General features: G+C 73.9%; 20 protein-coding genes. 10 read left to right on the plus strand and 10 right to left on the minus strand.

What is annotated here, in order from left to right:
* Positions 1-38: 38 nt before the first annotated feature.
* The 5 genes from ACRAKJ_RS41730 to ACRAKJ_RS41750 all read right to left on the minus strand — a co-directional run bounded on the left by ACRAKJ_RS41730 (position 39) and on the right by ACRAKJ_RS41750 (position 4089).
* Positions 39-707 carry a methyltransferase domain-containing protein gene (locus ACRAKJ_RS41730; RefSeq protein ID WP_438921114.1) on the minus strand — a complete coding sequence of 223 codons (669 nt, stop codon included), beginning with the start codon at positions 705-707 and terminating at the stop codon, positions 39-41.
* The gene (locus ACRAKJ_RS41735; protein WP_438921113.1) at positions 704-1636 is read right to left on the minus strand and encodes a phosphotransferase; all 933 of its coding nucleotides are present in this window, start codon (positions 1634-1636) and stop codon (positions 704-706) included. The genes ACRAKJ_RS41730 and ACRAKJ_RS41735 overlap by 4 nt, the downstream gene beginning before the upstream one ends.
* 105 nt (positions 1637-1741) lie before the next feature.
* Complete coding sequence (locus tag ACRAKJ_RS41740) at positions 1742-2461, minus strand: helix-turn-helix domain-containing protein (RefSeq protein WP_438921112.1); 720 nt, start codon at positions 2459-2461, stop codon at positions 1742-1744.
* Positions 2458-2613 (minus strand): hypothetical protein, encoded by a 156-nt coding sequence (locus tag ACRAKJ_RS41745; RefSeq protein ID WP_438921111.1) that lies wholly within the window; start codon positions 2611-2613, stop codon positions 2458-2460. The genes ACRAKJ_RS41740 and ACRAKJ_RS41745 overlap by 4 nt, the downstream gene beginning before the upstream one ends.
* A 612-nt stretch (positions 2614-3225) precedes the next feature.
* Positions 3226-4089: a PfkB family carbohydrate kinase gene (locus ACRAKJ_RS41750; RefSeq protein WP_438921110.1), complete on the minus strand. Its 864-nt coding sequence runs from the start codon at positions 4087-4089 to the stop codon at positions 3226-3228.
* A 116-nt stretch (positions 4090-4205) separates the two neighbouring features.
* On the opposite strand from ACRAKJ_RS41750, the gene ACRAKJ_RS41755 reads away from it, so the two are divergent.
* Together ACRAKJ_RS41755 and ACRAKJ_RS41760 are read left to right on the plus strand one after the other, a co-directional pair.
* Entirely contained in the window at positions 4206-6332 is a 2127-nt protein-coding gene (locus tag ACRAKJ_RS41755; protein ID WP_438921109.1) for a DUF2339 domain-containing protein, read from the plus strand.
* 238 nt (positions 6333-6570) lie between these two features.
* Complete coding sequence (locus ACRAKJ_RS41760; protein WP_438921108.1) at positions 6571-7584, plus strand: outer membrane protein assembly factor BamB family protein; 1014 nt, start codon at positions 6571-6573, stop codon at positions 7582-7584.
* Here the strand turns inward: ACRAKJ_RS41760 and ACRAKJ_RS41765 are convergent.
* Positions 7581-9683, minus strand: a complete 2103-nt coding sequence (locus tag ACRAKJ_RS41765) for an MMPL family transporter (RefSeq protein WP_438921107.1) — start codon at positions 9681-9683, stop codon at positions 7581-7583. The two genes, ACRAKJ_RS41760 and ACRAKJ_RS41765, sit on opposite strands and share 4 nt — an antisense overlap.
* 149 nt (positions 9684-9832) lie before the next feature.
* Between ACRAKJ_RS41765 and ACRAKJ_RS41770 the strand changes: the two genes are divergently transcribed.
* The 3 genes from ACRAKJ_RS41770 to ACRAKJ_RS41780 all read left to right on the plus strand — a co-directional run bounded on the left by ACRAKJ_RS41770 (position 9833) and on the right by ACRAKJ_RS41780 (position 12174).
* Positions 9833-10606 (plus strand): WHG domain-containing protein, encoded by a 774-nt coding sequence (locus ACRAKJ_RS41770; protein ID WP_438921106.1) that lies wholly within the window; start codon positions 9833-9835, stop codon positions 10604-10606.
* Between the two features lie 125 nt (positions 10607-10731).
* Positions 10732-11364, plus strand: a complete 633-nt coding sequence (locus ACRAKJ_RS41775; protein WP_438921105.1) for a hypothetical protein — start codon at positions 10732-10734, stop codon at positions 11362-11364.
* Between the two features lie 114 nt (positions 11365-11478).
* Positions 11479-12174, plus strand: coding sequence for a hypothetical protein (locus ACRAKJ_RS41780; protein WP_438921104.1), 696 nt, complete (start codon positions 11479-11481; stop codon positions 12172-12174).
* Between the two features lie 6 nt (positions 12175-12180).
* Here the strand turns inward: ACRAKJ_RS41780 and leuS are convergent, their stop codons facing one another.
* Complete coding sequence (gene leuS / locus ACRAKJ_RS41785; protein ID WP_438921132.1) at positions 12181-14976, minus strand: leucine--tRNA ligase; 2796 nt, start codon at positions 14974-14976, stop codon at positions 12181-12183.
* A 255-nt stretch (positions 14977-15231) separates the two neighbouring features.
* Here leuS and ACRAKJ_RS41790 point away from each other — a divergent pair, with 255 nt between their 5' ends.
* Positions 15232-15633: an SdpI family protein gene (locus tag ACRAKJ_RS41790; RefSeq protein ID WP_438921103.1), complete on the plus strand. Its 402-nt coding sequence runs from the start codon at positions 15232-15234 to the stop codon at positions 15631-15633.
* Between the two features lie 83 nt (positions 15634-15716).
* Here ACRAKJ_RS41790 and ACRAKJ_RS41795 read toward each other — a convergent pair whose 3' ends face one another.
* Entirely contained in the window at positions 15717-16298 is a 582-nt protein-coding gene (locus ACRAKJ_RS41795) for a YqgE/AlgH family protein (protein WP_438921102.1), read from the minus strand.
* Between the two features lie 281 nt (positions 16299-16579).
* On the opposite strand from ACRAKJ_RS41795, the gene ACRAKJ_RS41800 reads away from it, so the two are divergent.
* Complete coding sequence (locus ACRAKJ_RS41800; protein WP_438921101.1) at positions 16580-17887, plus strand: MFS transporter; 1308 nt, start codon at positions 16580-16582, stop codon at positions 17885-17887.
* A 1-nt stretch (position 17888) separates the two neighbouring features.
* Here ACRAKJ_RS41800 and ACRAKJ_RS41805 read toward each other — a convergent pair whose 3' ends face one another.
* Entirely contained in the window at positions 17889-18146 is a 258-nt protein-coding gene (locus ACRAKJ_RS41805; RefSeq protein ID WP_438921100.1) for a LuxR C-terminal-related transcriptional regulator, read from the minus strand.
* A 107-nt stretch (positions 18147-18253) separates the two neighbouring features.
* A complete protein-coding gene (locus tag ACRAKJ_RS41810; protein WP_438921099.1) occupies positions 18254-19705 on the minus strand; it encodes a CCA tRNA nucleotidyltransferase in 1452 nt (483 codons plus the stop codon).
* A 230-nt stretch (positions 19706-19935) separates the two neighbouring features.
* Here ACRAKJ_RS41810 and ACRAKJ_RS41815 point away from each other — a divergent pair, with 230 nt between their 5' ends.
* The 3 genes from ACRAKJ_RS41815 (at position 19936) to ACRAKJ_RS41825 (ending at position 24451) form a co-directional block, all read left to right on the plus strand.
* Positions 19936-20484 carry an NUDIX domain-containing protein gene (locus tag ACRAKJ_RS41815; protein ID WP_438921098.1) on the plus strand — a complete coding sequence of 183 codons (549 nt, stop codon included), beginning with the start codon at positions 19936-19938 and terminating at the stop codon, positions 20482-20484.
* A complete protein-coding gene (locus ACRAKJ_RS41820) occupies positions 20481-22736 on the plus strand; it encodes a DUF6049 family protein (RefSeq protein ID WP_438921097.1) in 2256 nt (751 codons plus the stop codon). The genes ACRAKJ_RS41815 and ACRAKJ_RS41820 overlap by 4 nt, the downstream gene beginning before the upstream one ends.
* Before the next feature lie 89 nt (positions 22737-22825).
* Positions 22826-24451, plus strand: a complete 1626-nt coding sequence (locus tag ACRAKJ_RS41825) for a lipid II flippase MurJ (RefSeq protein ID WP_438921096.1) — start codon at positions 22826-22828, stop codon at positions 24449-24451.
* Positions 24452-24473: the final 22 nt, after the last annotated feature.

The raw sequence follows: 24473 nt of genomic DNA on the forward strand, positions 1-24473 counted from the left end.
CGCTACCCGAACCGCCGCCGTTTACCCGGTGTTGACAGCTACGGGCGGGTTCGCGGGAGAACGGCCTTGCGGAAGAACAGGTACGCCTGCGGCCCGCCCTCCGAGGGGGCGGGTTCGCGCACCAGCCGGGCGTGCTCGTGCAGGCCGACGCCCGCCGCCAGCGCGACGACGTCGTCCGGCCGCTGCCAGTAGACCCGGAGGTCCAGGCCGTCGTGGCCGTAGCCGCTGGTCAGGTGGCGGAGCCGGTCGCCCGCCTTGAACGCCACCAGCAGGTGGCCGCCGGGCGCGAGCACGCGGGCGAACTCGGCGAACACCACCGGCAGCACCTCCGGCGGCGTGTGCACGATCGAGTACCAGGACACGACCCCGGCCAGGCCGTCGTCGGGCAGGTCGAGCGCGGTCATCGTGCCCACGCCGAACCGCAGGTCGGGGTGCTCCCGCCGGGCCACCTCGACCATGCCGGGCGACAGGTCGACCCCGAACGCCGACAGGCCCAGCCCGGTCAGGTGCGCGGTGACGTGCCCCGGCCCGCACCCCAGGTCGGCCACCTCGCCGGGCGGCACGACCTCGGCGAACGCGCCCAGCACCGCCCGGTCGAACGGCATGGTGGCCAGCGCGCCGCCGACCAGCTCGTGGTAGTCCTCGGCCACCACGTCGTACGAGGAGCGCGTCGAGGCCAGGTAGGCGGAGGTCGGGGTGGGGTTCACCCGGCGAACCGTATCGGGGACCGCTCCAGCCGCTGCCGCGACCACCGCACCGCCGGACCGGCCTGCGCCGCCTGGAACGCCCGCAGCGCCGGCAGGCCGGGCAGCGGCGGGAGGAGGGCGCTGTGCGCGAAGAACCCGGCGACGGCCGTGACCACCGCCGTCACCGCGTCCGGGTCGGCGTCGCGGGACAGCGGCGACGACGCCCACGCGTCCCACGGCTCGGGCCCGCCCTGGAGGGCGACGCTCGGCAGCAGCAGCACGAGGTCGACCCAGGGCGCGCCGCGCGCGGCGTGCGGCCAGTCGACGAACACCACGCCGTCGCCGGTGAGCAGCGCGTTGTCGGCCCGCAGGTCGCCGTGCACCAGGGAGTCGCCCTCGGCGGCCTCGGCCCAGCCCGACTCCCACGAGGCGAGCAGGTCGAGCCGCCCGGCCGCCCACTCGTCCACGCCCGGCAGCGGCGAGCCCGCCAACCGCCGCCACCCGGAGAGCACCGAGGACGTCGCCCCGACCGCCGGGAACCCGTCCGGCGCGGCGACCCGCGACAGCCCCACCACGGCCGCGTGCACCCGGTCCCACTCGTCGGCCCGCCACGGCACCGCGGGCGTGCGGCCGGGCACGTCCTCGAAGACCAGCGCCACCCAGTCGCCGTCGTCGTACGACCACAGCAGCTCCGGCCCCGGTACCAGCGGCGCGACCAGCGCCTCCCGGCGGTGCAGGGTGGGGCTGACCGGGTTGGGCGCGGCCCCCACCGCCTTCGCGAACACCCGCCGCCCGTCGGTCAGCTCCAACCGCGCCGCCACCCCGGGCGAGAACCCGCCCACCTGGCCGACCGCCCGCACGACGCGCGCCCCGATCCCGTCCTCGACCGCCGCCCGCACCGCCGCGGGCAGGTCCCCCCACGCCGGCCTGTTCCCACCGATCCCGTCCACGGCACCAGGGTCGCGGGGGACCCGGCGGTCGTCACCGGGTTTTCCACCGCCCGCCCGCGCCGGGCCCGTCGTCGGTCGGTGACCTGCGACGGGCCCGGCAGCGGATCAGCTCGCGCCGCGGGGACGCGGCGTTCGAACCGCCAAGGGCTTCTTGATGAAGAGCGAGCGGTAGCCGATGGCGACCTTCCCCTCGTCGCGGAGCCGGTTGAGGACCTTGGCCACGGAAGGCGCCGAGGCGCCGATCGCGGCGGCGAGGTCCGCCTGGGCGAGCCCGAGGTCGAGGTGGACCTCGTCGGACGCGGAACGGGTGCCGTACAGCCTGCTGTACCGCTCCAGGAACGCGATCAGCCGGTCCTCGACCGGCATCGGCGCGTACGCGAGCGAGCGGTCGCGCAGCTGCAGCTCGCGCGCCAGGACCGCGGCCAGGACGTTCGCCGCGGCGGAACGCTCCTCGAAGAAGCTCTTGAACGCCTGTCGCGGTATCGCCAGGGCGGTTGTCGCCTTGGTGGCGATGTAGGTGACGTGCCCCGGAGCGTTCAGCACCGCGTCCGCGGTGCCGGGGGCATCACCCGACAGGAAAAGGTTCAACAACATGGGCGGACTGTCCGGTTGCGCGGTGCGGCACCCTTTCACCACCCCTCCCAGGAGCAGGAACACGGGTGGCCGGCGACTGCCCTGCTCGGAGAGGATGGCCCCCGCCGGGTAGGAGAGCACCCGCCCGAGCGCGAACAACTGGGTGCGCACCTGTTCGGGCAGCCGGTCGGCCATGCTGCCGCGACGCCACCGCTCTCCCGCATTGGCGGGGGCCTGCGCCGTGGGCATCATGCGAGCACCTTTGCCAGGACCGCGAGAATGGTCGGCAAACCGCTGACGAGCACGCCCACGGCGATCAAGGTCCGAGTCATCGCGCTCGGGACCCTGCGGGCCAGTATCCACACCACTGAAGTGGTGAACACCAGATATGCGATGATCACCACCGCATAAACGATCAACGCTGTGTCACTGATGGGTACGAGTGCCCCTCCGTCCCTCTTTGCCGAGTCCGGGGTCTCCGTCCGCTGGTCGATCGCGCCTGGTAGTTGGCGCCAACACGAGCGAACCTGTTGAGCCTATTCGCGTGAAGCCCGCGCAAGGAAGAGGTGAACCGACAGTGACGCCACGGGAAGCGCATAAGAGTCGTCGGGCAGGCAAACATCGTTACAGAACGTAGCCCGTTCGGATGTCGTCAGCTTCGACTTGCATCAGAGCGAAAGATGTGCGTGGGGGACAGGAATTCATGGCAACCGCTGCCAATGTCATCAAAATACGTAAACCAGGACGCCCATATGGGGGAGGCTTCGCTCGGCGACTCCATACGCCTCTTTGCCGAGTCCGGGGTCGCCGCAGGTAGAAGTGGTGGTGGGTGCGGAGTTGGTAGCCCGGACCCACCACCACCCGCCGAACTGCGGTCGTCATTGCTTAGCGAAGCAAAGCTCGCGACTGAGGGTGACGCACGGATTGCCGTGACGTGACACAAACCACTTTACGGCTTTGGGCTGTTCAGCAAAGCGGACCAGCCGTGGAAGCGCTCTACCAGCGCATGGCGGTCGTCAGCCCAGCCGCTCGACGGCCTCGCGGGTCGGGTACGACGGTTGCGCGCCCGCCGACGTGACCGAGAGCGCGGCCACCCGCGCGGCGAACGCGGCGGCCTCCACCAGCGGCGCGCCGGCGGCCAGGTCGGCGGCCAGCGCGCCCGCGAACGCGTCGCCCGCGCCCGTCGTGTCGACCGGCGTCACGGGTGGGGCGGGGACCTCGACCACGCCGTCCCGCGTCACGACCGCCGCGCCGCGCGCGCCGAGGGTGACGACGGCGGACCTGGGGCCCAGGTCGAGCAGGGCCTCGTGGGTCGGGGCCAGGGAGGCGGCCTCGTGCTCGTTGACGACCAGCGGGTCGAGCAGGGCCAGGACGTCCGGCGGGACGGGCACCACGGGGGAGAGGTTGAGCAGCGGCCTCGCCCCGCGTGAGGCCGCTGCCCGCACCGCGTGCGCCACCACGGGCACCGGCACCTCCAGCGAGCAGGCGAGGACCGTGACGCCGTCCCAGGTCAGGGCGTCGACGTCGGTGTCGGACACGTCCGAGTTGGCCCCCGGCGCGACGACGATCGAGTTCTCGCCGTCCGGCGTCACGGTGATGTACGCGATGCCGGTGGGACGTGCGGACGTGCGGAGGTGCCCGGTTCGCACCCCCGAGGAGGCGAGCGACCCGCGCAGCAGCTCCCCGTACTGGTCCGCGCCGACGGCCCCGGCGAACGACACGTCCGCGCCGAGGCGGGCGGCGGCGACGGCGGTGTTCGCGCCCTTGCCGCCGGGCAGCACGGCGGTGTCGCCGCCCAGGACCGTTTCACCGGCGGCCGGGCGGCGCGGGACCTGGACCACGAGGTCGGCGTTCGCCGAACCGAGCACGAGGACAGTCACGCCGAGCACCCTCTCACCCCCGGGACCCGGCGGCGTGACCACTTCGGTACGCGGGTTCGAGCACTTGAGTAGAGGTACGGATGTCGGGTGCGCCCGGTCCGGGCGAGTCTGGTCACATGACCGGGACTGGGCAGGAACCCCTGATGCGGCTGGCGGACGAACTCGCGCACCTCGGTCGCCGCCTCGAAGCGGTGGGCGAGGAGCTGCACCGGGTGGGTGACGGCCGGGCGGTGGCCACCCTCGCGCCGCCCGCACCGGCCGCGTCGCCCGCAGCGTCCGCACCGTCCGCGTCGCCAGTGCCGCCCGCGCGGACGGCAGCCCGGACGACGGCAGCCCCGGCGGCCGCAGAGGCTGCCGTCGAGACGACCGCGGAGTCGGCCGCTAAGTCGGCCGTCGAGGCGGCTGCGGCGTCGGAAGCGCCCGGCGAGCCCGACGCGCCGGAGAAGCCCGCCGCAGCCGCCGCCCCCTCCCCGCAGGCCGGCCCACCGCAGACCAACGCGCCGCAGGCCAACGCGCCACGGACCAACGCGCCGCAGGCCGGCGGACCGTGGTGGAGCGGGCCGCCGGTCCCGCCGCAGGTGCGGGCCGTGCCGCCGATGCCCCACCCCGCGCCCATGCCCCACCCGGGCCAAGGCCAAAGCCAGGGCTGGGGTCCGCCGCCGCCCCGGTGGAACCCGCCGCAGTGGACCCCGCCACCCCCGCGCCGCTCGCTGTTCGACCGGCTCGGCCAGGACGGCGCGGGCAGCAGGCTGCTCGCCTGGGTCGGCGGCGCGGTCACGCTGCTCGGCGTCGTGATGCTGCTGGTGCTCGCCGTCCAGCGCGGCTACCTGGGACCGCTGCCCCGCGTCCTCGGCGGGGCAGCGCTCGGCGCGGCGCTGGTCGGCGCCGGCCTGTGGCTGCACCGCACGCCGGCGGGACGGACCGGCGCGTTCGCCCTGGCCGCCACCGGTATCGCGGTGCTCTACCTGGACGTCGTCGCGGCCACCTCGATCTACGCCTACCTGCCGGAGGGCGGCGGGCTGGTGGCCGGGCTGGTCATCGCGGGCGGCGGGCTCCTGCTGGCGCTGAGGTGGGACTCGTCGGTCCTGGCGATCGGCGTGGTGGCGGCGTGCGCCGCGTGCGCGCCGGTCCTCACGGCGGGCTTCACGCCGCTGCTCGTCGGGTTCCTGCTGGTGCTGAAGGCCGCCGCGACGCCCGTGCACCTGCGGCGCGACTGGCCGTGGCTCGCGGTCACCGCCGGTGTGCCGCCGCTGCTCGCGACGCTCCTGGCCGTGGGCCGGGTGGGTGACCAGCGGGTGCTGGCGGCGATCGCCCTGCTGACCGCCGTGGTCGGGGTGGCGGGCGCGGTGCTGACCGCGCGGGTCCGGCCCGGCGACGTGACCGCGCTCGGCCTGGCGGTCGGCTCGCCGGTCCCGGCACTGGTCACGACGGCGGTCCTCGACCGGTACCTCGGCGCGGCGGTCGCGGGCGCGGTGGCGCTGGTGATGCTCGGCCTGTGGGCGGGCGGCCGGGGGCACCTGCCGCGCGCCTTCGCGGCGGGTGTCGGCGCGGTCGGCGTGTTCGCCGCGTTCCAGGCGACGGCCGTGGCGCTGGACGGCAGCACGCGCGCCGCCGCCGTGCTGGCCGAGGCGCTGGTGCTGGCGGTCCTGGCCAGGCTCGTCGCCTCGCGCGGCCCGCTGGTCGGGTCCGCGGCGTTCGCCGCCGTCGGGACCCTGCTCGCGCTGGCGCACGCCGTGCCGCCGGACCTGCTGCTCGACGCGCCCCGCCGGGCGGTGACGGTCGGGTTCCTGGTGTCCGGCGCGCTGACCGCGCTGGTGCTCGGCGCGGTGGCGGTCGTGCTGCCGTGGGTCGCGTCGACCCTCGGCGCGCTCGGCAGGCAGCCGCTCCCGTGGGTCGTCGCCGGCGTGGTGCTGCTGTACGCGGCGGCGGGCGCGGTGCTGTGCGGCGCGCTGCTGGTGTCACAGGACGTCACCGGGTTCGTGTTCGGCCACTCGATCGTGACCGTGTCGTGGACGGTCGCCGCCCTGGTCCTGCTGGTCCGGGGCATCGACCGCCGGGCGCTGCGGGTGGCCGGGTTGGTGCTGGTCGGGGCCGCGGTGGCGAAGCTGCTGCTGTTCGACCTGGCCGCGCTGGACGGCATCGCGCGGGTGCTGGCGTTCATCGGGGCGGGCCTCGTCCTCCTGACGGCGGGCACGCGTTACGCCAAGCTGGTGGCAACGCGACGAATTTCGGCTGATTCGTAGCTCTCGGGAGCCAAAACGCCCCGCGCTGCGTCAACCTGGTGGTAGTTCTACGTCGTCGGGGTTGGGCCACCGGTGCGAGAGCACCGGCTGGAGCCCGGCGTCGGTCGTTTCGCCCCCCGAGCGACCGGCGCCGGGCGCCCCCGGTTCGCACACCGACGATCACCCGGTCCGGCAAGAATGCCACCCGTCCGTAGCACCGAGGTGGATCTCGACCGAGTCCGGGTGTTCCCCTCGCAGCATGTGGGGACGACGCACCGCCGCCGCCGCGGGGACCACCGCCCTGCTCCTCGCCGCCGCGCTCTCCGCCACCGGCCGCCCCGTCTCCCCGGTCGCCACGACGGCGGACGCACCCGCGCCCAGGGCGTACTTCGTGGCGCACGGGGGCGCGCTCCAGGTCCTCGACACCGGGGACGGCGCGGTGGTGGCCCGCGCGCGGACCGGGTCGTGGGCGACGGGCGCCGCGGTCGACCCGGACGGGCGGCGCGCGTACGTGGTCAACGGGTGGGCGGGCGTCGTGACCGCCGTGGACCCGGCCGGCGGCAGGGTGACCGGCCGCATCGACGCGGGCGCGCAGCTCGCCGAGGCGGTGGCCCACCCGGGCGGCGGGCGGCTCTACGTGACCGGCGGCGACTCGGTCGCGGTGATCGACACCGAGAGGTTCCGGCTGGTCGCCGCGATCCCCGTGGGCGGCCGGCCGCAGGGCATCGCGATCAGCCCCGACGGCGCGCGGCTCTACGTGGCCAACGCCCAGGACGGCACCGTGGTGGTGCTCGACACGGGGGCCGCGAGCACGGTGGCGACGATCCCCGTGGGCGGCCTGCCGCAGCACGTGACGGTCAGCCCGGACGGCTCCGCGGTCTACGTCAGCTCGCTGGACGTGGGGGAGCGCACCGGCACGGTGTCCGAGCTGGACCCGGTCGACCACCGCGTCCGCTGGACCACGCCGGTCGGCGAGGGCGCGGGCAGCGTCGCGGTCACCCCGGACGGGCGGCGGGTCTACGTGGCGCTCGACCGGGGCGTGGCGGTGGTGGACGCGGGCACGCGCGCCACCCGGACGCTGCCGTTCACCGCCGGGACGCTGGCCGTCGCGCCCGGCGACGCGCGCGTGTTCCTGGCCACCGGCGACACCGCCACCGTGCTGGACGGCGCGGACGGCCGGGTGCTGGCGACCTACCCGCTCGGCGGGCTGGACGACGACGGCCGCGACTCCGAGGTCGCGGCCATCGCCTTCGAGCGGCCGGACCGGGGCTAGGCGGGTTGCGGCACCTTCTCGTCCTCCACCGGGACCTCGTCGTGCAGCGCCACGCGCCGCTGGACGCGCCGCAGCGGGCCGGGCGCCCACCACGCGGCGTCGCCGAGCAGCCTCATCACGGCGGGCACGAGCAGCATCCGCACCACGGTGGCGTCGAGGGCCAGCGCGAGGATCATGCCGACGCCGACGAACCGCATCATCGTGATCTGGGAGAACGCGAACGCGCCGGTCACCACGATCAGCAGCAGCGCCGCCGCGGTGATCACCCGGCCGGTCTTGGCCAGGCCCGCCGTCACCGCCTCCTCGGTCGACGCGCCACGTCCGCGCGCCTCGACCATGCGGGACAGCAGGAACACCTCGTAGTCGGTGGACAGGCCGAACACCACGGCCGCCATCAGCACGACGATGCCGGACTCCAGCGGCGCGGGCGTGACGTTGAGCAGCGACGCGCCGTGGCCCTCCTGGAACACCCACACGAGCACGCCGAACGTGGCGGACAGGCTGAGCGCGCTCATCACCACGGCCTTGATCGGCAGCAGCACCGAGCCGAACGCGAGGAACATCAGCACGAACGTGGCGCCGGCCAGGAGGAGGACCATCCACGGCAGCTTCTCGGCGATGGCGTCGAGGCTGTCGGACACCACGGCCGTGCTGCCGCCGACGAGCACCTCGTCGCCGGGGCCGTCGAGGGCGCGCACGTCCCGCAGCGCCTGCTTGGACGCGTCGCCCAGCGCGTCCTGGTCGAGGCCCGCGGTGGCCGACCACACGCCCCCGACCGGTTCCGCGGCGACCCGCGCCTCGCCGACGCCGGGCACCGCGCCGACCCGGCCGAGGAACTCCTGCACCTCGGCGGGCCGGGGGTCACCGGTGATGACGATCCTGAAGCCGGAGTTGGACAGCTCGGCGAAGTCGTCATTGATGGTCTCGGCGGCGACCCGCACCTCGTTGCCCTCGGGCAGCACCTTCTCGGTGACCTCGCCGAACTTCACGCCGAGGAACGGCGCGCCGAGCCCGAGCAGCAGCAGCACGATGGGCAGCGCGACCAGCACCGGGCGCTTCATGACCCGGCCGGCGAGCCGGCGCCAGCCCGCCTCGGACGGGGCCTTGTCCTTGCGCCACGGCACGGCGAGCTTGTCGACGCGGTGGCCGAGGACGCCCAGCAGCGCGGGCAGCAGGGTCAGCGACACCAGCGCGGCGATGGCGACCGCCGCCATGCCGCCGTAGCTGAGGGACTTCAGGAAGCCCTGCGGGAACAGCAGGAGGCCGGCCAGCGCGATGACCAGCAGGGTCGCCGAGAACACCACGGTGCGGCCGGCGGACATGACGGTGCGGCGGACGGCGTCGGGCACCTCGCGGCCCGCGGCCAGCTCCTCGCGGAACCGGCCGACCATGAACAGGCCGTAGTCGATCGCCATGCCGAGGCCGAGCAGGCTGGCCACGTTGACCGCGAACGAGTTCACGTCCGCGCCGTAGGAGACGGCGTGCAGCACGCCGAGGGAGCCCAGGATCGAGAGGCCGCCGACGAGCACCGGCAGCGACGCGGCGACCAGGCCGCCGAAGATGACGACCAGCAGGAGCAGCACGATCGGCAGCGACACGGCCTCGGCCTTGGTGAGGTCGGAGGCGGACATGTCGCTGATGGCCTTCTGCGTCGGCACGAAGCCGCCGACGAGCGGGTCCAGGCCGCCGACCGCCAGCCGGTCGGCGATCTGCTCGTACTGCTTGATCTGCGTGTTCGAGTCGCCGGAGGCGAGCGTGATCACGACGAGCGACTTGTCGCCCGACGGCGACGGCACCGGCGGCAGGACGGTCTGCACGGCGTCGCGCGGCAGGTCGGCGAGCTGCTCGGAGACCTGCTGGAGCTTCGCCGGGTCGGTCGTGCCGTAGACGGCGAGGACGTCACCGCCCTGGCGGCCGAACGCCTCCTGGGCGACCTCGGTGGCGCGGGCGGCCTCGCTGTCGGGCGCCTCGTAGCCGCCCTGGCTCAGCTTGTCGAACACGCCGAGGCCCCAGACGCCGCCCGCCACCGCCAGGACGACGGTCGCGATCAGCACCACCCAGCGGCGTCGGTGGGCCAACGCCCCCCACTTCGCGAACACGTGTCCTCCCAGGTTGATGGGCTACCGTTGCGCGGATGGCGGCATCTCGGTAAACACCGTTCACCAAACCAGTTCGGAAGTTATACCCGGACGAGCACCGCTACAACCTGATTGGGTGACATATGACCGAGGCCACGCGACGGGAACGGATGCGTGCCGACACCGAGCGCGAGATCCGACGCCAGGCGCGGGCCCTGCTCGTGGAACAGGGACGCGACGCCGTCACGCTGCGCGCCATCGCGCGGGAGGTCGGCATCACCGCGCCGGCCCTCTACCGCTACTACGACTCGCGCGAGGACCTGCTCCGCAGGCTCGCCGAGGACATCTGCACCGACCTCGCCGCCGAGCTGGACCGCGGCCTGGCCGGCGTCGACGAGCACGACGTCGCGGCGCAGGTCTTCGCGGTGTGCCGGGGGTTCCGGCGGTGGGCCCTGGCGCACCCGCAGGAGTTCACCCTCGTCTTCGCCTCCACCGAGGACCACCTGGCGCGGTGCGGCCCGGACGCGGGCGCGGGCGTGGTCGGCGACCAGTTCGGCCGGGTGTTCCTCCGGGTCGCCGGGCGGCTGATCGTCGCGCACCCGATGCCCGAGGGCACCGACGAGGACGTGCCCGCCGAGCTGCACGCCGACCTCGCCGCGTTCCGGCAGGTGCTGCTGACCGCGGTGAACTCCCGGGCCGCCGACCCCGGTGCCGCCGACTCCGGGGCTGCGGGCCCCGGGGACGGGGGAGGGCCGGCGGTGGACGAGACCGTGCTGACGCTCGGCGCGGTGCACCACATCACCCAGTGCTGGGTCCGCATCTACGGGCACGTGGCGCTGGAGGTGTTCGGCCGGTTCCCGTTCGCGGTGTCCAACCCGGAACCGCTGTTCGACTCGATGCTGCGCCGGATGCTGGCCGAGACGGGTTTCGCTCCGCAACCGTGAGCTGCGACTTCCGGTGAGACCCGCTGGGCCGTTCGAGGGCTTTTCGCGGTTCGGGCGCATCCGGACCGCACTCGTCGGGGTTGCATGGTGCGGGGACCGCACGGGGGTCGACTGAGGCGGGGGCGGTGGCGAAGAAGGATTCGGGTGGCGGCGGCGTGGCGCTCGTGGCCGCGGTGCTCGTCGTGCTCGCGGGAGCGGGCGGCGCGGGCGGCGCGGCGCTGAACTCCGGCGCGAGCGGTGGCGGCGGCGCGGCGCCCGTCGAGAGCATCGGCGTGCGCAAGTGGGACGCCAAGCGCAGCGCGCGCGGCGGCGACACCGAGGGCGCGGTCGCCAACCTCGGCGTGCGGATCACCAAGCAGGCCGTCAAGCAGGAGCTGGACTGCGGCGCCAACTCGTTCGGCCAGGTCCAGCAGTTCTTCGCGAGCACCCCGTGCACCGCGCTGGACCGGCTGCTGCTCGCCGTCGTGGACAACACCGGCGGCGCGGCCGTCGTCTCGGTCGCCTGGGTGACCTTCCCCGGCCGCAGGCAGGCCCGGCAGTTCGAGGACGTCGTCGACGTGCACGGCTCGGGCGACGTGCGACCGCTCAGCCCGACCGTCCTCGGCATGGCCGACATCCCGTTCACCGCCGCGCACTACTGGTCGGAGACCAGGGACACGACCATCACGATCGCCGAGTCCGAACCCGCGGGCGGCACCCCCGACCCCGAGCTGCTCGACGCGCTCGCCGAGGTCGCCGCCCAGCTCCCACGCCCGTAACAGCGGCTCCCGCGCCGGTAAAAGCCCAGTTCAGCGCATTATTGCGGGACGCGGCTGCGCCGTTCGGGCGGTACCCGCCGCAGTGCCGTCGCGGTGCGCGCCGGACGCGGTTGCATGTCCCCCTCATCGCCGGACGAGGGGGACGACGTGGCGGATCGGCGGATCGGCGGCAAGGGCGGCGGATCGGACAAGGGGAAGAAGAAGAGCGGTGGCGGCGCGGTGCTCGCGGCGGCCGTGGTCGGCATCGCCGCGGCGGGCGTCGGCGGCGGGGCCACGCTGTCCGCGGGGCCGCAGGCGGGCACCTCGTCGCCCGGCCTGAACGCCCGCAAGGCCGAGAGCAGGAAGTCGGCCCGCGACGGCGACCTGGACGGCGCGCTGAACCGCCTGGGCGCGCGACTGCGGCGCGACCCGGTGCGGCAGCCCGCCGCCGAGTGCCTGACCCACTCGTTCGGGCAGGTCCGGCAGTTCTTCGCCACCACCCCGTGCCGCGCGCTCGACCGGGCGATCTTCGCCGCCGACCTGGACACCGGCGGCGTGGTCGTCGTGTCGGTGGCCTGGGTGGCGTTCGCCGACCGCACCGCGACGACCCGCTTCGAACGGCTCGTCGACGTCCACGGCACCGGCGACGTCCGCCCGCTGGGCAGCACCCTGCTGGGCCTGGCCGACATCCGCTTCACCGCCGCCCACTACTGGTCGGAGCGCCGCGGCGACACCGTCGCCGTGGCCGAGTCCGAACCCGCGGGAGGGGCGGTCGACCCCGCTCTGCTCGACGCGCTCGCCGAGGTCGCCGCCCACCTCCCGCCCCCGTGAGGGCGACTACAGCACCACGTTGACCAGCCGGCCCGGGACGACGATGACCTTGCGCGGCTCCTTGCCGCCCACCAGTTCGGCCACCTTCTCCTCGGCCAGGGCCGCCGCCTTCACCTCGTCCTGGGACGCCGACGCGGCGACGACGACGCGCGCCCGCACCTTGCCGTTGACCTGGATCGGGTACTCGACGGTGTCCTCCACCAGGTACTTCTCGTCGGCCTTCGGGAACGGGCCGTGCGCCAGCGACGCGGTGTTGCCCAGCTTCGCCCACAGCTCCTCGGCGACGTGCGGGCTCAGCGGGGCCAGCATCAGCACCAGGGGCTCGGCCAGGGCGCGCGGGGCGCCGCCCGGGAAGTGCTTGGTGACGTGGTTGTTCAGCTCGATCAGCTTCGCGCCCGCCGTGTTGTAGCGCAGGTTCGCGTAGTCGTCGTGCACGCCCGCGATGGTCTTGTGCAGCAGCCGCAGGGCCTCCTCGCCCGGCTCCTCCGAGGTCACCCGCAGCTCGCCGGTGGTCTCGTCGACCAGGTTGCGCCACAGCCGCTGCAGGAACCGCTGCGCGCCGACGACGTCCTTCGTCGCCCACGGCCGCGACACGTCCATCGGGCCCATCGACATCTCGTACAGCCGGAACGTGTCCGCGCCGTACTTCGCGCACATCTCGTCGGGCGTGACGACGTTCTTCAGGCTCTTGCCCATCTTGCCGTACTCGCGCCGCACCTCCTCGCCCTCGAAGAAGTACTTGCCGTCGCGCTCCTCCACCTGCTCGGCGGGCACGTACGTGCCCCGCGCGTCGGTGTAGGCGTACGCCTCGACGTAGCCCTGGTTGAACAGCCGCCGGTACGGCTCGTCGCCCGTCACGTGGCCCAGGTCGAACAGCACCTTCTGCCAGAACCGCGAGTACAGCAGGTGCAGCACGGCGTGCTCGACGCCGCCGATGTACAGGTCGACGCCGCCCGGGTCGGTCGCGCCGTGCTCGGCCGTGCGCGGGCCCAGCCAGTAGCGCTCGTTCTCGGGGTCGACGAACCGCTCGGTCTCGGTCGGGTCCACGTACCGCAGCTGGTACCAGCACGAACCGGCCCAGTTGGGCATGGTGTTGGTCTCGCGCCGGTACCTCTTCGGGCCGTCGCCCAGGTCCAGCTCGACGGTCACCCAGTCCTCGGCGCGCGACAGCGGCGGCGACGGCTCGGAGTTCGCGTCGTCGGCGTCGAAGGTGCGCGGCGAGTAGTCGTCCACCTCGGGCAGCTCGATCGGCAGCATCGACTCGGGCACCGCGACGGGCGTGCCGTCCTCGTCGTAGACGATCGGGAACGGCTCGCCCCAGTACCGCTGCCGGGAGAACAGCCAGTCGCGCAGCTTGAACTGCACGGTGCCCTCGCCGCGGCCGTTGTCCTCCAGCCAGGCGATGACCTTCTTCTTCGCCTCGGCGACGTCCAGCCCGTCCAGGCTCAGGCTGCTCTCGTGGCTGGAGTTGATCGCCGGCCCGGTGCCCGTGTACGCCTCGCCGTCGAAGCCCTCGGCCGGCTGCACGGTGCGGATGATCGGCAGGTCGAACTTCGTCGCGAAGTCCCAGTCGCGCTGGTCCTGGCCGGGCACGGCCATGATCGCGCCGGTGCCGTAGCCCATCAGCACGTAGTCGGCGACGTAGACCGGGACCTGCGCGCCGTTGACCGGGTTGGTCGCGTGGGCGCCGGTGAAGACGCCGGTCTTGTCCTTGTTCTCCTGCCGGTCCAGGTCGGACTTGCGCGCCACCTCGCGCCGGTAGGCGGCGATGTCGTCCGCCCGCTCGGGCGCGGTGATCACGTCGACCAGCGGGTGCTCGGGCGCCAGCACCACGTAGGTGGCGCCGAACAGCGTGTCCGGGCGGGTGGTGAACACCTCGATGTCGGCGGTGTCGCCCACCGCGAACCGGACCCGCGCGCCGTTCGAGCGGCCGATCCAGTTGCGCTGCATCGACTTGACCTTCTCCGGCCAGTCCAGCCGGTCCAGGTCGTCGACCAGGCGGTCGGAGTAGGCCGTGATCCGCATCATCCACTGGCGCAGGGAGCGGCGGAACACCGGGAAGTTGCCGCGCTCGCTGCGGCCGTCCGAGGTGACCTCCTCGTTGGCCAGCACGGTGCCCAGGCCGGGGCACCAGTTCACCGGCGCCTCGGACAGGTAGGCCAGGCGGTACTGCCCCAGCAGCTTCTCCCGCTCGGCGCCGGTCATCGCCGCCCACGGCTCGTCGGGGGTGGCGCGCTCGCCCGACTCGAACTCGGCGACCAGGTCGGCGATCGGGCGCGCCTTGGCGACCCGCGTGTCGTACCAGGAGTTGAAGACCTGCAGGAAGATCCACTGGGTCCACTTGTAGTAGCCCGGGTCGATCGTGGAGATCCGGCGGCGCTCGTCGTGGCCCAGGCCCAGCCTGCGGATCTGCCGCAGGTAGGTCTGGATGTTGTCCTCGGTGGTCTTGCGCGGGTGCTGGCCGGTCTGCACGGCGTACTGCTCGGCGGGCAGGCCGAACGCGTCGAAGCCCATCGTGTGCAGGACGTTGCGGCCGTTCATCCGGTGGTACCGGGCGTAGACGTCCGTGCCGATGAAGCCCAGCGGGTGCCCCACGTGCAGGCCGGAGCCCGACGGGTACGGGAACATGTCCTGCACGAACAGCTTGTCCGCGGGCACGTCGCCCTTGAGCGGGCCGACCGGGTTCGGCGCGTGGAAGGTGCCGCGCTCCTCCCAGTGCTGCTGCCACCGCTTCTCGATCTCGCCCGCCAGCTCGGCGGTGTAGCGGAAGGCGGGCTTCTCGTCCGCCGCGTCGGTGCTCATCGGGATGTCCCTCTCCATCGGTACCTGCCCCTGACATGACGAAACCCCCCAGCCCGAGGGGCATGAGGGGTTGCCGCGCCGACCTGGCCTGACGAGGTCTGCGCGGCTAGCTAAGGAGCAGGCGGGCCGTGCTCATGCCGTCAACGGTATCAGCGCAGCGCAAGCGCGGTGAACCGGCGGGACGCCCGCGGGTGCAGCGGACGTCACCCGGGGCTGGTTCGACCGGGGTCGAAGGACGCGCCTACCCTCGTCGGGGTGAACATCGTGCTGCCTGTGGTACTGGGTCTGATCGGCGTCGCCCTCGGAGCGGTCGGCTTCCTGGGCGTGCGCGGCGCGCTGCACCGCAACCGGTTCTTCGGCGTGCGCACCAAGGCCACGCTCCGCGACGACGAGGCGTTCGCCCTGGCCAACCGCATCGCGGGCGTGCCCAACCTGGCGGCGGGCGCGATCGCGCTGGTCGCGGGCGCGGCGAGCGCGGTCAACCCGGCCGCCTCGCTGGTCATCGGCCTCCTCGGGCTCGTCGGCAGCCTCGTGGTGGCGGGCGCGGGCGGCGTGCTGGGGCACCGGGCGGCCGAGGCCATGCCCGAGCCGGCCCCGGCGGGCTGCGGCGGGTGCGCCTGCGCCGGCGGCGGCTGCGGCGTCCTCACCCGCGCCTGACCGGCGTCCCCACCCGCGCCCGACCGACCGGCCTCACCCGCGCCCGACCGACCGGCCTCACCCGCGCCCGACCGGCGCGGCCCTCAGTTGCGGCGGATGTCCGACGGGAACGTGGCCAGCAGCGCCGTCGGCACGCCCTGGCGGCGCAGCACCCGCCCCCACAGGTCGACGCCCGGCGGCGTGAGCACGTCGTCGGGCAGCCCCTTGACCACGATCCAGTCGCCGCGCCCCACCTCGCCCGCCAGCTGGCCCTCGCCCCACCCCGAGTAGCCGGCGAACACGCGCATCCCGCGCACCCTCGGCACCAGGGCGCCCGGGTCGGCGTCCAGGTCGACCAGCGCCACCGGACCGTGCACGCCGACCACACCTTCGAGTGACGTCAGGTCCTCCCCGGTGCGCATCGTGGCCAGGCACAGGGCGGTCTTCTGCTCCACCGGGCCGCCGATGTAGACCGCCTGCGGGCGGGTCACGTGCGGACCCCACGCGGGCAGCACGTCGTGCACCGCCACCTCGCTCGGCCTGTTCAGGACCACCCCGAGGGAGCCCTCGCCGCGGTGGTCGATGACGTAGACCACGGTCCGGCGGAAGTTGGGGTCGACCAGGGTCGGTGCCGCGACCAGCAGCGAACCCGGTTCGACATCGGCATCAGGGCGCACACCCCGCATGATCCCAGAAGACGTGGATCACACCGGGAGGGGAACATCCGGGGCACCGCCGCCGTTGTACGGACCGTCAGGCGTCTTCGTGTCCCCCGGGCTCACTAGAAACCGCCTTCGCGGAATACCGTTCGGCTGGAGCCGCGCTGCGCAAGCCGCCGTGAGGCGACCGGGCGCCTGGCACCCGGGAAGGCCGGGCCCCCAGGGGTCCGGCCTTCCCGGTACCCACCCGCCCCGGTCGGGGGTCCGCACTTCGTCGTCCTCCCCGCGGGAGGCATAGGCTCGTCCCCGTGACCACCGCCGGGACCACCACGGCACAGCACCACCTCGGTGCCCGGAAGCTCCTCGCCGCTGCGGACTTCCGCAGGCTGCTGGCCTCCCGGCTGGCGGCCCAGTGGGGCGACGGCCTGTTCCAGGCCGGTCTGGCGGGCGCGGTGCTGTTCAACCCGGAGCGCCACGCCGACCCGCTCGCGGTGGCCGCCGGGTTCGCCGTGCTCCTCCTGCCGTACTCCGTGGTCGGGCCGTTCGCGGGCGCCCTGCTCGACCGGTGGGACCGCCGCCGCGTGCTCGTCGTGGCGAACCTCACGCGCGGCCTGTTCGTCCTGCTCACCGCCGGCGCGGTCGGGCTGGGGCTGGCCGGTGTGCCGCTGTACGCCGCGGCCCTCGTCGTGACGGGCGTGAGCCGGTTCGTCGGCTCGGGGCTGTCCGCGTCGCTGCCGCACGTCGTCCCGGGGGACCACCTGGTCGAGGCCAACGCGTTCGCCACCACGGCGGGCTCGCTCACGGCCGTGCTCGGCGCGGGCTGCGCGGTCGGGCTGCGGGAGCTGTTCGGCGCCGGTGACGGCGGGTCGGGGTCCACCACGGCGGTCGCCGTCGTCGGGTCGCTGACCGCCGCGTTCCTGGCGTCCCGGTTCGCGCGCGGCGCGCTCGGGCCGGACGAGGTGGACGAGCCGAGCCGCACGGCCACCGCCGTCGCCCGGGGCCTGCTGGACGGCGCGCGCGCCGCGTGGCGCACCCCCACCGTGGCGGCGGCGCTGCTGGCGCTGCTCGCGCACCGGGCCGCGTTCGGCGCGTCGCTGCTGCTCACGCTGCTGCTGATGCGCCACTCGCTGGAGGACTTCGGGCCGCTGAAGGCGGGCCTGGCGGGGCTCGGCGAGGTGGCCGTCGCCGGGGGCGCGGGCATCCTGCTCGCGGGCCTGGTGACCGACCGGGTCGTGGACGTGCTCGGCCGGCGCGGCGCGGTGTGCGGCGCCCTCGTGCTGGCCGCGGCCACCCAGCTCGGGCTGGGCCTGCCGATGCTGCTGCCGACGATCCTCGCCGCGTCGTTCCTGCTCACGTTCGCCGGGCAGGTCGTGAAGCTGTGCGTGGACGCGGCCGTGCAGGGCGACATCGGCGACGAGGTGCGCGGCCGGGTGTTCGCCCTGTACGACACGCTGTTCAACGCCACGCAGGTGGCGGCCGTCACCGCCGCGGCGGCCGTGGTGCCCCTGGACGGCCGGTCACCCGGCCTGGTGGTCGCCGCGACGGTGGCGTACCTGCTCGGACTGCTCGGCTACCTGCTGATGACCAGGAGTGCCGCCGCGGGGCGGCGCCGGTAGGTCACCGCGGCAGCGGCAGCCTGATGACGCCCGTCTCGTGGGCGTACACCACCGCCGCCATCCGGTCCCGCAGGTTCAGCGCTCCCAGGATCTCCGACACCACCACCCCCACCTGGCGCTGGCTGATGGCCAGCACCCTCGCGATCTCGTGATCGGCCAACCCCCTGGCCAGGCAGCGGAGCACCGCCCGTTGTCGGTCGGTCAGCGATTCCAGGCCGTGCGCCCGGGTGCCCCCCTCGGACAACCCCCAAGCGTTCATGCGAACCACCCCCAGTGCGCGTCCTGCGCACACAGTCATGGTCCCGCAACGGGCTGTCACTGGCCAACCCGTTTGACCGGAATTGGTCACTTGGTGTGGCAGATTCCTCAGTCGCCGGGGGGTCGCACACCCTCCGCACGCGCCCACGCGAGCAGCTCGGCGACCGCCTCGTCGTGGTCCAGGGGGCCGCGGTCGAGGCGCAGCTCCTTGAGGAACTTCCAGGCCCGGCCGACCAGCGGGCCCGGCGGCAGGCCGAGCAGCCGCATGATCTCGTTGCCGTCGAGGTCGGGCCGGACCCGCTTCAGGTCCTCCTCGGCGGCGATCCGCTCGATGCGGCGCTCCAGGTCGTCGTAGGTGCGCTGGAGCGCGTTGGCCTTGCGCTTGTTGCGGGTGGTGCAGTCGGCGCGCACGAGCTTGTGCAGGCGCGACAGGAGGTGGTCCGCGTCCGTCACGTACCGGCGCACCGCCGAGTCGGTCCACTCGCCGCCGCCGTAGCCGTGGAAGCGCAGGTGGAGGTACACGAGCTGGGCGACGTCCTCGGTGACGTCCTTCGGGTACTTCAGGGCGCGCAAACGCTTGCGGACCATCTTGGCGCCGACCACCTCGTGGTGGTGGAACGACACCCCGCCGCCCTCCTCGAACCGGCGGGTGCCCGGCTTGCCGATGTCGTGCAGCAGCGCGGCGAGCCGCAGCACGAGGTCCGGCTCCGGGCCGTCCTCCAGGTCGACGGCCTGGTCGAGGACGGTCAGCGAGTGCGTGTAGACGTCCTTGTGCTGGTGGTGCTCGTCGATCTCCAGCTTCATCGCGGGCAGCTCGGGCAGCACCACGTCGGCGAGCTTCGTGTCGACCACCAGCTCCACGCCCACGCGCGGGTGCGCGCCGGTCAGCAGCTTCGACAGCTCCACCTGCACGCGCTCGGCCGTGATGCGGGCCAGCTCGCCGGCCATGGCGGTCATCGCCTCGCGGACGCGGGGCGCGACGGCGAAGCCGAGCTGCGAGGCGAACCGGGCGGCGCGCAGCATCCGCAGCGGGTCGTCGGAGAACGACTCCTGCGGCGTGGCGGGCGTGTCCAGCACCCGGTCGCGCAGCGCCCGGCGACCGCCGGTGGGGTCGATCAGCTCGCGGTTCACCAGGTCGTACGCCATCGCGTTGGCGGTGAAGTCGCGGCGGACCAGGTCGCCTTCGAGGGAGTCGCCGAAGGTCACCTCGGGGTTGCGCGACACGCCGTCGTAGGCCTCCGCGCGGAACGTGGTGATCTCCACCGTCCGCCCGTGCTTGGTCGCGCCCAGCGTGCCGAACGCGATGCCGGTGTCCCAGATCGCGTCGGCCCACCCCTTGAGCAGGTCCAGGACCTGCGGCGGCCGGGCGTCGGTGGTGAAGTCGAGGTCCCCGGAGAGCCTGTCGAGCAGGGCGTCCCGCACGCTGCCGCCGACCAGGTAGAGCCGGTGGCCGGCCGCGTGGAAGCGGGCGGCCAGCTCGTCGGCCACGGGGAAGCTGGCACCGCTCAGCAGGTCCACCACGGCATTGTCCTGCACGGCGGGGGCGTTGGGTCCGGACACGGGGAGCCAGGGTACTGGTCGCGCGACGCGGTCCAGAACGAGTTGTCCACAGGCGGCCCGCCCCGCGCCCCGCGCCGCCCGACTCCCTGGTTGGCTGGAAATCAGGGGGACCCCCGGGCGGGGGGACGCCTGCGTGCGAGCGCCCCCCGGTCGCCCTCCGTGAAGATGATCACGTGTCGCTACAGGACGGTCACGTCCCGTAATGGCTGGTCGCCACTACCATCAGGGGCATGCCCCAGTCGTCCGGTCGCTCCGGCGGTCCCAAGCCGAGGCGCCGGAACCGGCGCCGCGGTCGCCGGCTGAAAACCGTCGACGAGACGTCGGCGGGCGGGCTGGTGCTCGACTTCGAGCAGCGCGCCGCCGCGGTGATCGGGCGGTTGGACCGGCGGGGGCGGCTGCTGTGGTCCCTGCCGAAGGGTCACATCGAGGCCGGTGAGACCGCGGAGCAGACCGCGGTGCGCGAGGTCGCGGAGGAGACCGGTATTCATAGCAGGGTGCTCCGGCCGCTCGGCTCGATCGACTACTGGTTCGTGGCCGAGGACCGGCGGGTGCACAAGACCGTCCACCACTTCCTCCTGGAGGCGTTGGGCGGCGAGCTTTCGGACGAAGACGTGGAGGTCACCGAGGTGGCGTGGGTCCCCCTCGGCGAACTGGACGAGCGGCTCGCCTACGCGGACGAGCGCCGACTGGTGCGCCGCGCCGCCGAACTGCTCTCCGAGTACGAGACGAGCGGGTACCGCGCGAACGGGTACCGGACGGACGGAGCGGAGTCGGCGTGAAACGGCTGCTGTCCGCGCTTGCGGCGGCGGGCTTCCTGGTCGTGACCTCGGGAGCAGCCGCGCACGCGGCCCCCGACGGCGGCAGGCTGCCCGTGCGCCCGGCGCCGGCGACCCAGGTGTGGGCGACCAGGGCGCTGTCGAGCCAACCCGGCCAGCAGGCCCAGGTGCTGCTGCGCCTCGACGTGGAGGACATGTCCCCGCGCGTCGTCACCGGGTCGACCGACTCGGTGCGGATCTCCGGCAAGGTCGTGAACGTCGGCGACCGGCGGATCGACGACATCGAGCTGCGCCTGGAGCGCGGCGACCCGCTGACCAGCGAGGAAGACGTCCGCAAGGCGTTGCGCGAGCCCACCGACGCCGAGGTGGTGCAGCCGGGCTTCACGCGGATCGCGGACCGGCTGGAGCAGAACGAGTCGAAGCCGTTCGAGCTGACCGTCCCGCTGCGCGGCAACGGGGCGACGTCGCTGGACATCGACGAACCCGGCGTCTACCCGGTCCTGGCGAACATCAACGGCGTCCCCGACTTCGGCGGGCGCGCCCGGCTGGCCGCGCTGAGCACGCTGCTGCCGGTGGTGGCGGTGCCCGGCGGCGAGGGGCGCGGCACGCCCGCGAACCCGGCGAAGATCACGCTGCTGTGGCCGCTGGCCGACCGGCCGCGCCTGGTCACGCAGGCCCCGGCGGTGCTCACGGACGACGAGCTGGCCGGGTCGCTGGCCATGGGCGGGCGGCTGTGGGGCCTGCTCAAGGCGTACGGGTCGGCGCTGGAGGGGCCGCTGGGGCCGGGCGTGTGCCTGGCGGTGGACCCGGACCTGCTGCGCACGGTGTCCGCGATGGCGCAGGGCTACGAGGTGCGCGGCCAGGGGGCCGGCAAGGGCGAGGGCGAGGCCGAGCTGTGGCTGGCCCAGCTGCGCCTGCTGGCGGGCGGGCGGTGCGTGGTCGCGCTGCCCGACTCCGACGCCGACCTGGTGGCGCTGTCCCGCGCCCGGCTGACCGAGCTGGGCGGGCTGGCGCTGGGCGGCGCGGAGGTGGTCCGCGAGGTGCTGGACGTGCAGCCGACGCCGGGCCTGGTGTGGCCCGAGGACGGGGTGCTGGACCAGCAGACCTTCGACGACCTGCGGGCCGCGGGGACCACGTCGCTGGTGCTGGACCAGGCCGCGGTGGCGGGCACGCCGGGCGCCGGGCCGGTGCGGTTCGAGCAGGCCGGGGGCGAGCCGGTGACCGCCGTGCGGGTGGACGGCATGGTGTCCGACGCGCTCCGGGGCGCGGCGGCGGCCAGGCCCACCGCGGGGGTGAGCACGCCGGCCGAGGCGAAGCCCGTGTCGGTGCAGAACGCGCTGGCCGCGCTGGCGTTCCGCGCCGCGTTCCAGGACACCGGCCAGAACGTGGTCATCGCGCCGCCGCGCCGGTGGAACGCGCCGACGGGCGAGGTCAACACGCTGCTGGAGACGACGAAGTCGCTGATCGGCAGCGGGTACGCGACGGCGGTGGGCCTCGGCTCGCTGCTGGCGACCCCGCCGGAGCAGACGGCGGCGCTGAGCTACCCGGTCGAGGCGGGCGCGAGCGAGGTGCCGCCGGCGGTCACCGCGGCGGTCGGCGAGTCGTGGCGGGACCTGGGGCGGCTGGCCGCGGCGATGCGCCAGCCGGACGCCGCGTCGACCGACCCCGCCGACCTGGTGGACCCGCTGCGGCTGGGCCTGCTGCACGCGGTGTCGGGGGCGTGGCGGGGCAACGAGAGCGGCGCGCGGACGGCGCTCGCCCTCGGCCGCGAGCAGGTCGACGCCCTGCTGGGCCAGGTGACGGTGACCGAGCCGAACAGCCCGATCCTGCTCGGGTCGGCCGAGAGCCCGCTGCTGGTGTCGATCAAGAACCGGCTCGACGTGCGGATCACGGTGCGGGTCGTCATCGAGGACACGCCCAGCCTCCAGGCCAAGGCGCTGCCGGCCCAGGAGCTGCCCGCGCGCGGCGACCTGCTGGTGCAGGTGCCGGTCGAGGTGCTGCGGTCCGGCCGGTTCCCGGTGCACATCAGGATCACCACGCCGGACGGCGTCGAGCTGGGCGAACGGGCCCGGCTGGAGGTGTCGTCGTCCGCGTACGGGACCATCACGGTGGTCATCACCGCGCTGGCGGGCGCGGCGCTGGTGCTGCTGTCCGCCCGGCGGATCTACCGGCGGGTGCGCGCCACGCGCGAGGCCGCCGCGAGTGTCCCGGACGACGCCGGCGGGGTAACCCCGGAGAGGTCGAGCACGAGTTGAGGCGAACAACCACGGGCGGGACGACGGTGGTCCACAACGCAGGGGGGCCGGGAGCGGCGGCCCGGGAGACGGCGGCCCAGGAGACGGCGGTGATCGCGGCGGTGGGCGGCGCGCAGCCGGCGCCCTCGCTGGCGCGGGCGGGCGGGTCGATGGCGATCGCCACGGTCGTCAGCCGCGCGTCGGGCCTGCTCTCGAAGCTGCTGCTGATCACGATCGTCGGCGTCGACGTGCTGAACGACTCCTACCAGGTCGCCACCACGCTGCCGACGATGATCAACGAGCTGCTCCTCGGCGGCGTGCTGACCAGCGTCGCGATCCCGCTGCTGGTCAGGGCGGAGACCGAGGACGAGGACCGCGGCGAGTCGTACGCGCAGTGGATGGTCACGATGGCGGCCGTGCTGCTCGGCGTGGGCACGGTCGTGGCCATCGCCTGCGCGCCGCTGCTGACCGCCCTGTTCGTCAGCTCGGACACCGACGCCAACCCGGAGCTGGTCACCGCGTTCGCGTACCTGGTGCTGCCGGGCATCGTGTTCTACGGCCTGTCCGCGCTGCTCGGCGCCATCCTGAACACCCGCAACGTGTTCGGGCTGCCCACCTGGGCGCCGGTGCTGAACAACGTCGTGGTGATCGCGACGCTCGGCGTGTACTGGCTGATGCCGGGCGAGGTCTCGCTGGACCCGGTGCGGATGGGCGAGCCGAAGCTGCTGGTCCTGGGCCTGGGCACGATGCTCGGCGTGGCGCTCCAGGCGGCCGTGCTGCTGCCCGCGATGAAGCGCACCGGGTTCCGGTTCCGCTGGCGGTGGGGCTGGGACCGCAGGCTCGCCGAGTTCGGCGGCCTCGCGTTCTGGGTGCTGCTGTACGTGGGCCTGGGCTTCGCCAGCATGGTGGTGCTGACCCGCGTCGCCACGCACGACCCGGGCGCGATCACCGCCTACAACATGCAGTGGCTGATCGCGCAGGTGCCGTACGGCGTGCTGGGCGTGTCGCTGCTGACCGCGCTGATGCCGAAGATGAGCCGCGCGGCGGCGGCGGACGACACCGGCGCGCTGGTCGGCGACCTGTCGTTCGGCAACCGCATGTCGTCGATCCTGCTCATGCCGTTCAGCGCGCTGCTGACCGTGGCGGGCGTGTCGATCGGCCTCGCGGTGTTCGCGCACGGCGCGTCCGGCTACGAGGGCGGCGAGGCGATCGGCACGGCGCTGGCGCTGTCGGCGTTCGGCCTGGTGCCGTACGCGATCACGCTGCTCCAGCTGCGCGTGTTCTACGCGATGAAGGACGCCCGGACGCCGACGCTGATCCAGGCGGTCATCGTCGTGGTCCGGATCGGGCTGCTGTACGCGTTCCTGGCGATCTCGCCGCCGGACAAGCTCGCGGTCGGCGTGTCGATCGCGATGTCGCTGAGCTTCGTGGTCGGGGCGCTGGTGGGGCAGGTGTGGCTGCGGGTGCGCCTCGGCCGGCTGCGCACCGGCTACACTGCGTGGACGATATGCCTGACCGTCGTGGCGTCCGCGATCGCGTTCGGCGCGGCCACCGGGCTCGCCTGGCTGGCCGTCCGCATGTTGGGATTCGACTCCCGCGTGGCGAACGCCTGGGTGGAGGTCGTGATCCAGACCGTCGTCGGGCTCCCGCTCAGCTTCCTGCTGCTCGCCCTGTTCCGGGTGCCCGAGGTGAAGCCGGCGATCGACAAGATCAGTCGTTTGGTGGGTCGCCGATGAGCCCTCTGGCACCCCCCGTTCA

The organism is Saccharothrix sp. DSM 118769, from assembly GCF_052936295.1.

Coding starts and splice junctions, on each gene's coding strand:
- ACRAKJ_RS41780 (WP_438921104.1), top strand. CDS start 11,479: ATGTCCCCCTCATCGCCGGACGAGGGGGACGACGTGGCGGATCGGCGG.
- leuS (WP_438921132.1), bottom strand. CDS start 14,976: ATGAGCACCGACGCGGCGGACGAGAAGCCCGCCTTCCGCTACACCGCC.
- ACRAKJ_RS41770 (WP_438921106.1), top strand. CDS start 9,833: ATGCGTGCCGACACCGAGCGCGAGATCCGACGCCAGGCGCGGGCCCTG.
- ACRAKJ_RS41740 (WP_438921112.1), bottom strand. CDS start 2,461: ATGATGCCCACGGCGCAGGCCCCCGCCAATGCGGGAGAGCGGTGGCGT.
- ACRAKJ_RS41755 (WP_438921109.1), top strand. CDS start 4,206: ATGACCGGGACTGGGCAGGAACCCCTGATGCGGCTGGCGGACGAACTC.
- ACRAKJ_RS41795 (WP_438921102.1), bottom strand. CDS start 16,298: ATGCGGGGTGTGCGCCCTGATGCCGATGTCGAACCGGGTTCGCTGCTG.
- ACRAKJ_RS41760 (WP_438921108.1), top strand. CDS start 6,571: ATGTGGGGACGACGCACCGCCGCCGCCGCGGGGACCACCGCCCTGCTC.
- ACRAKJ_RS41805 (WP_438921100.1), bottom strand. CDS start 18,146: ATGAACGCTTGGGGGTTGTCCGAGGGGGGCACCCGGGCGCACGGCCTG.
- ACRAKJ_RS41815 (WP_438921098.1), top strand. CDS start 19,936: ATGCCCCAGTCGTCCGGTCGCTCCGGCGGTCCCAAGCCGAGGCGCCGG.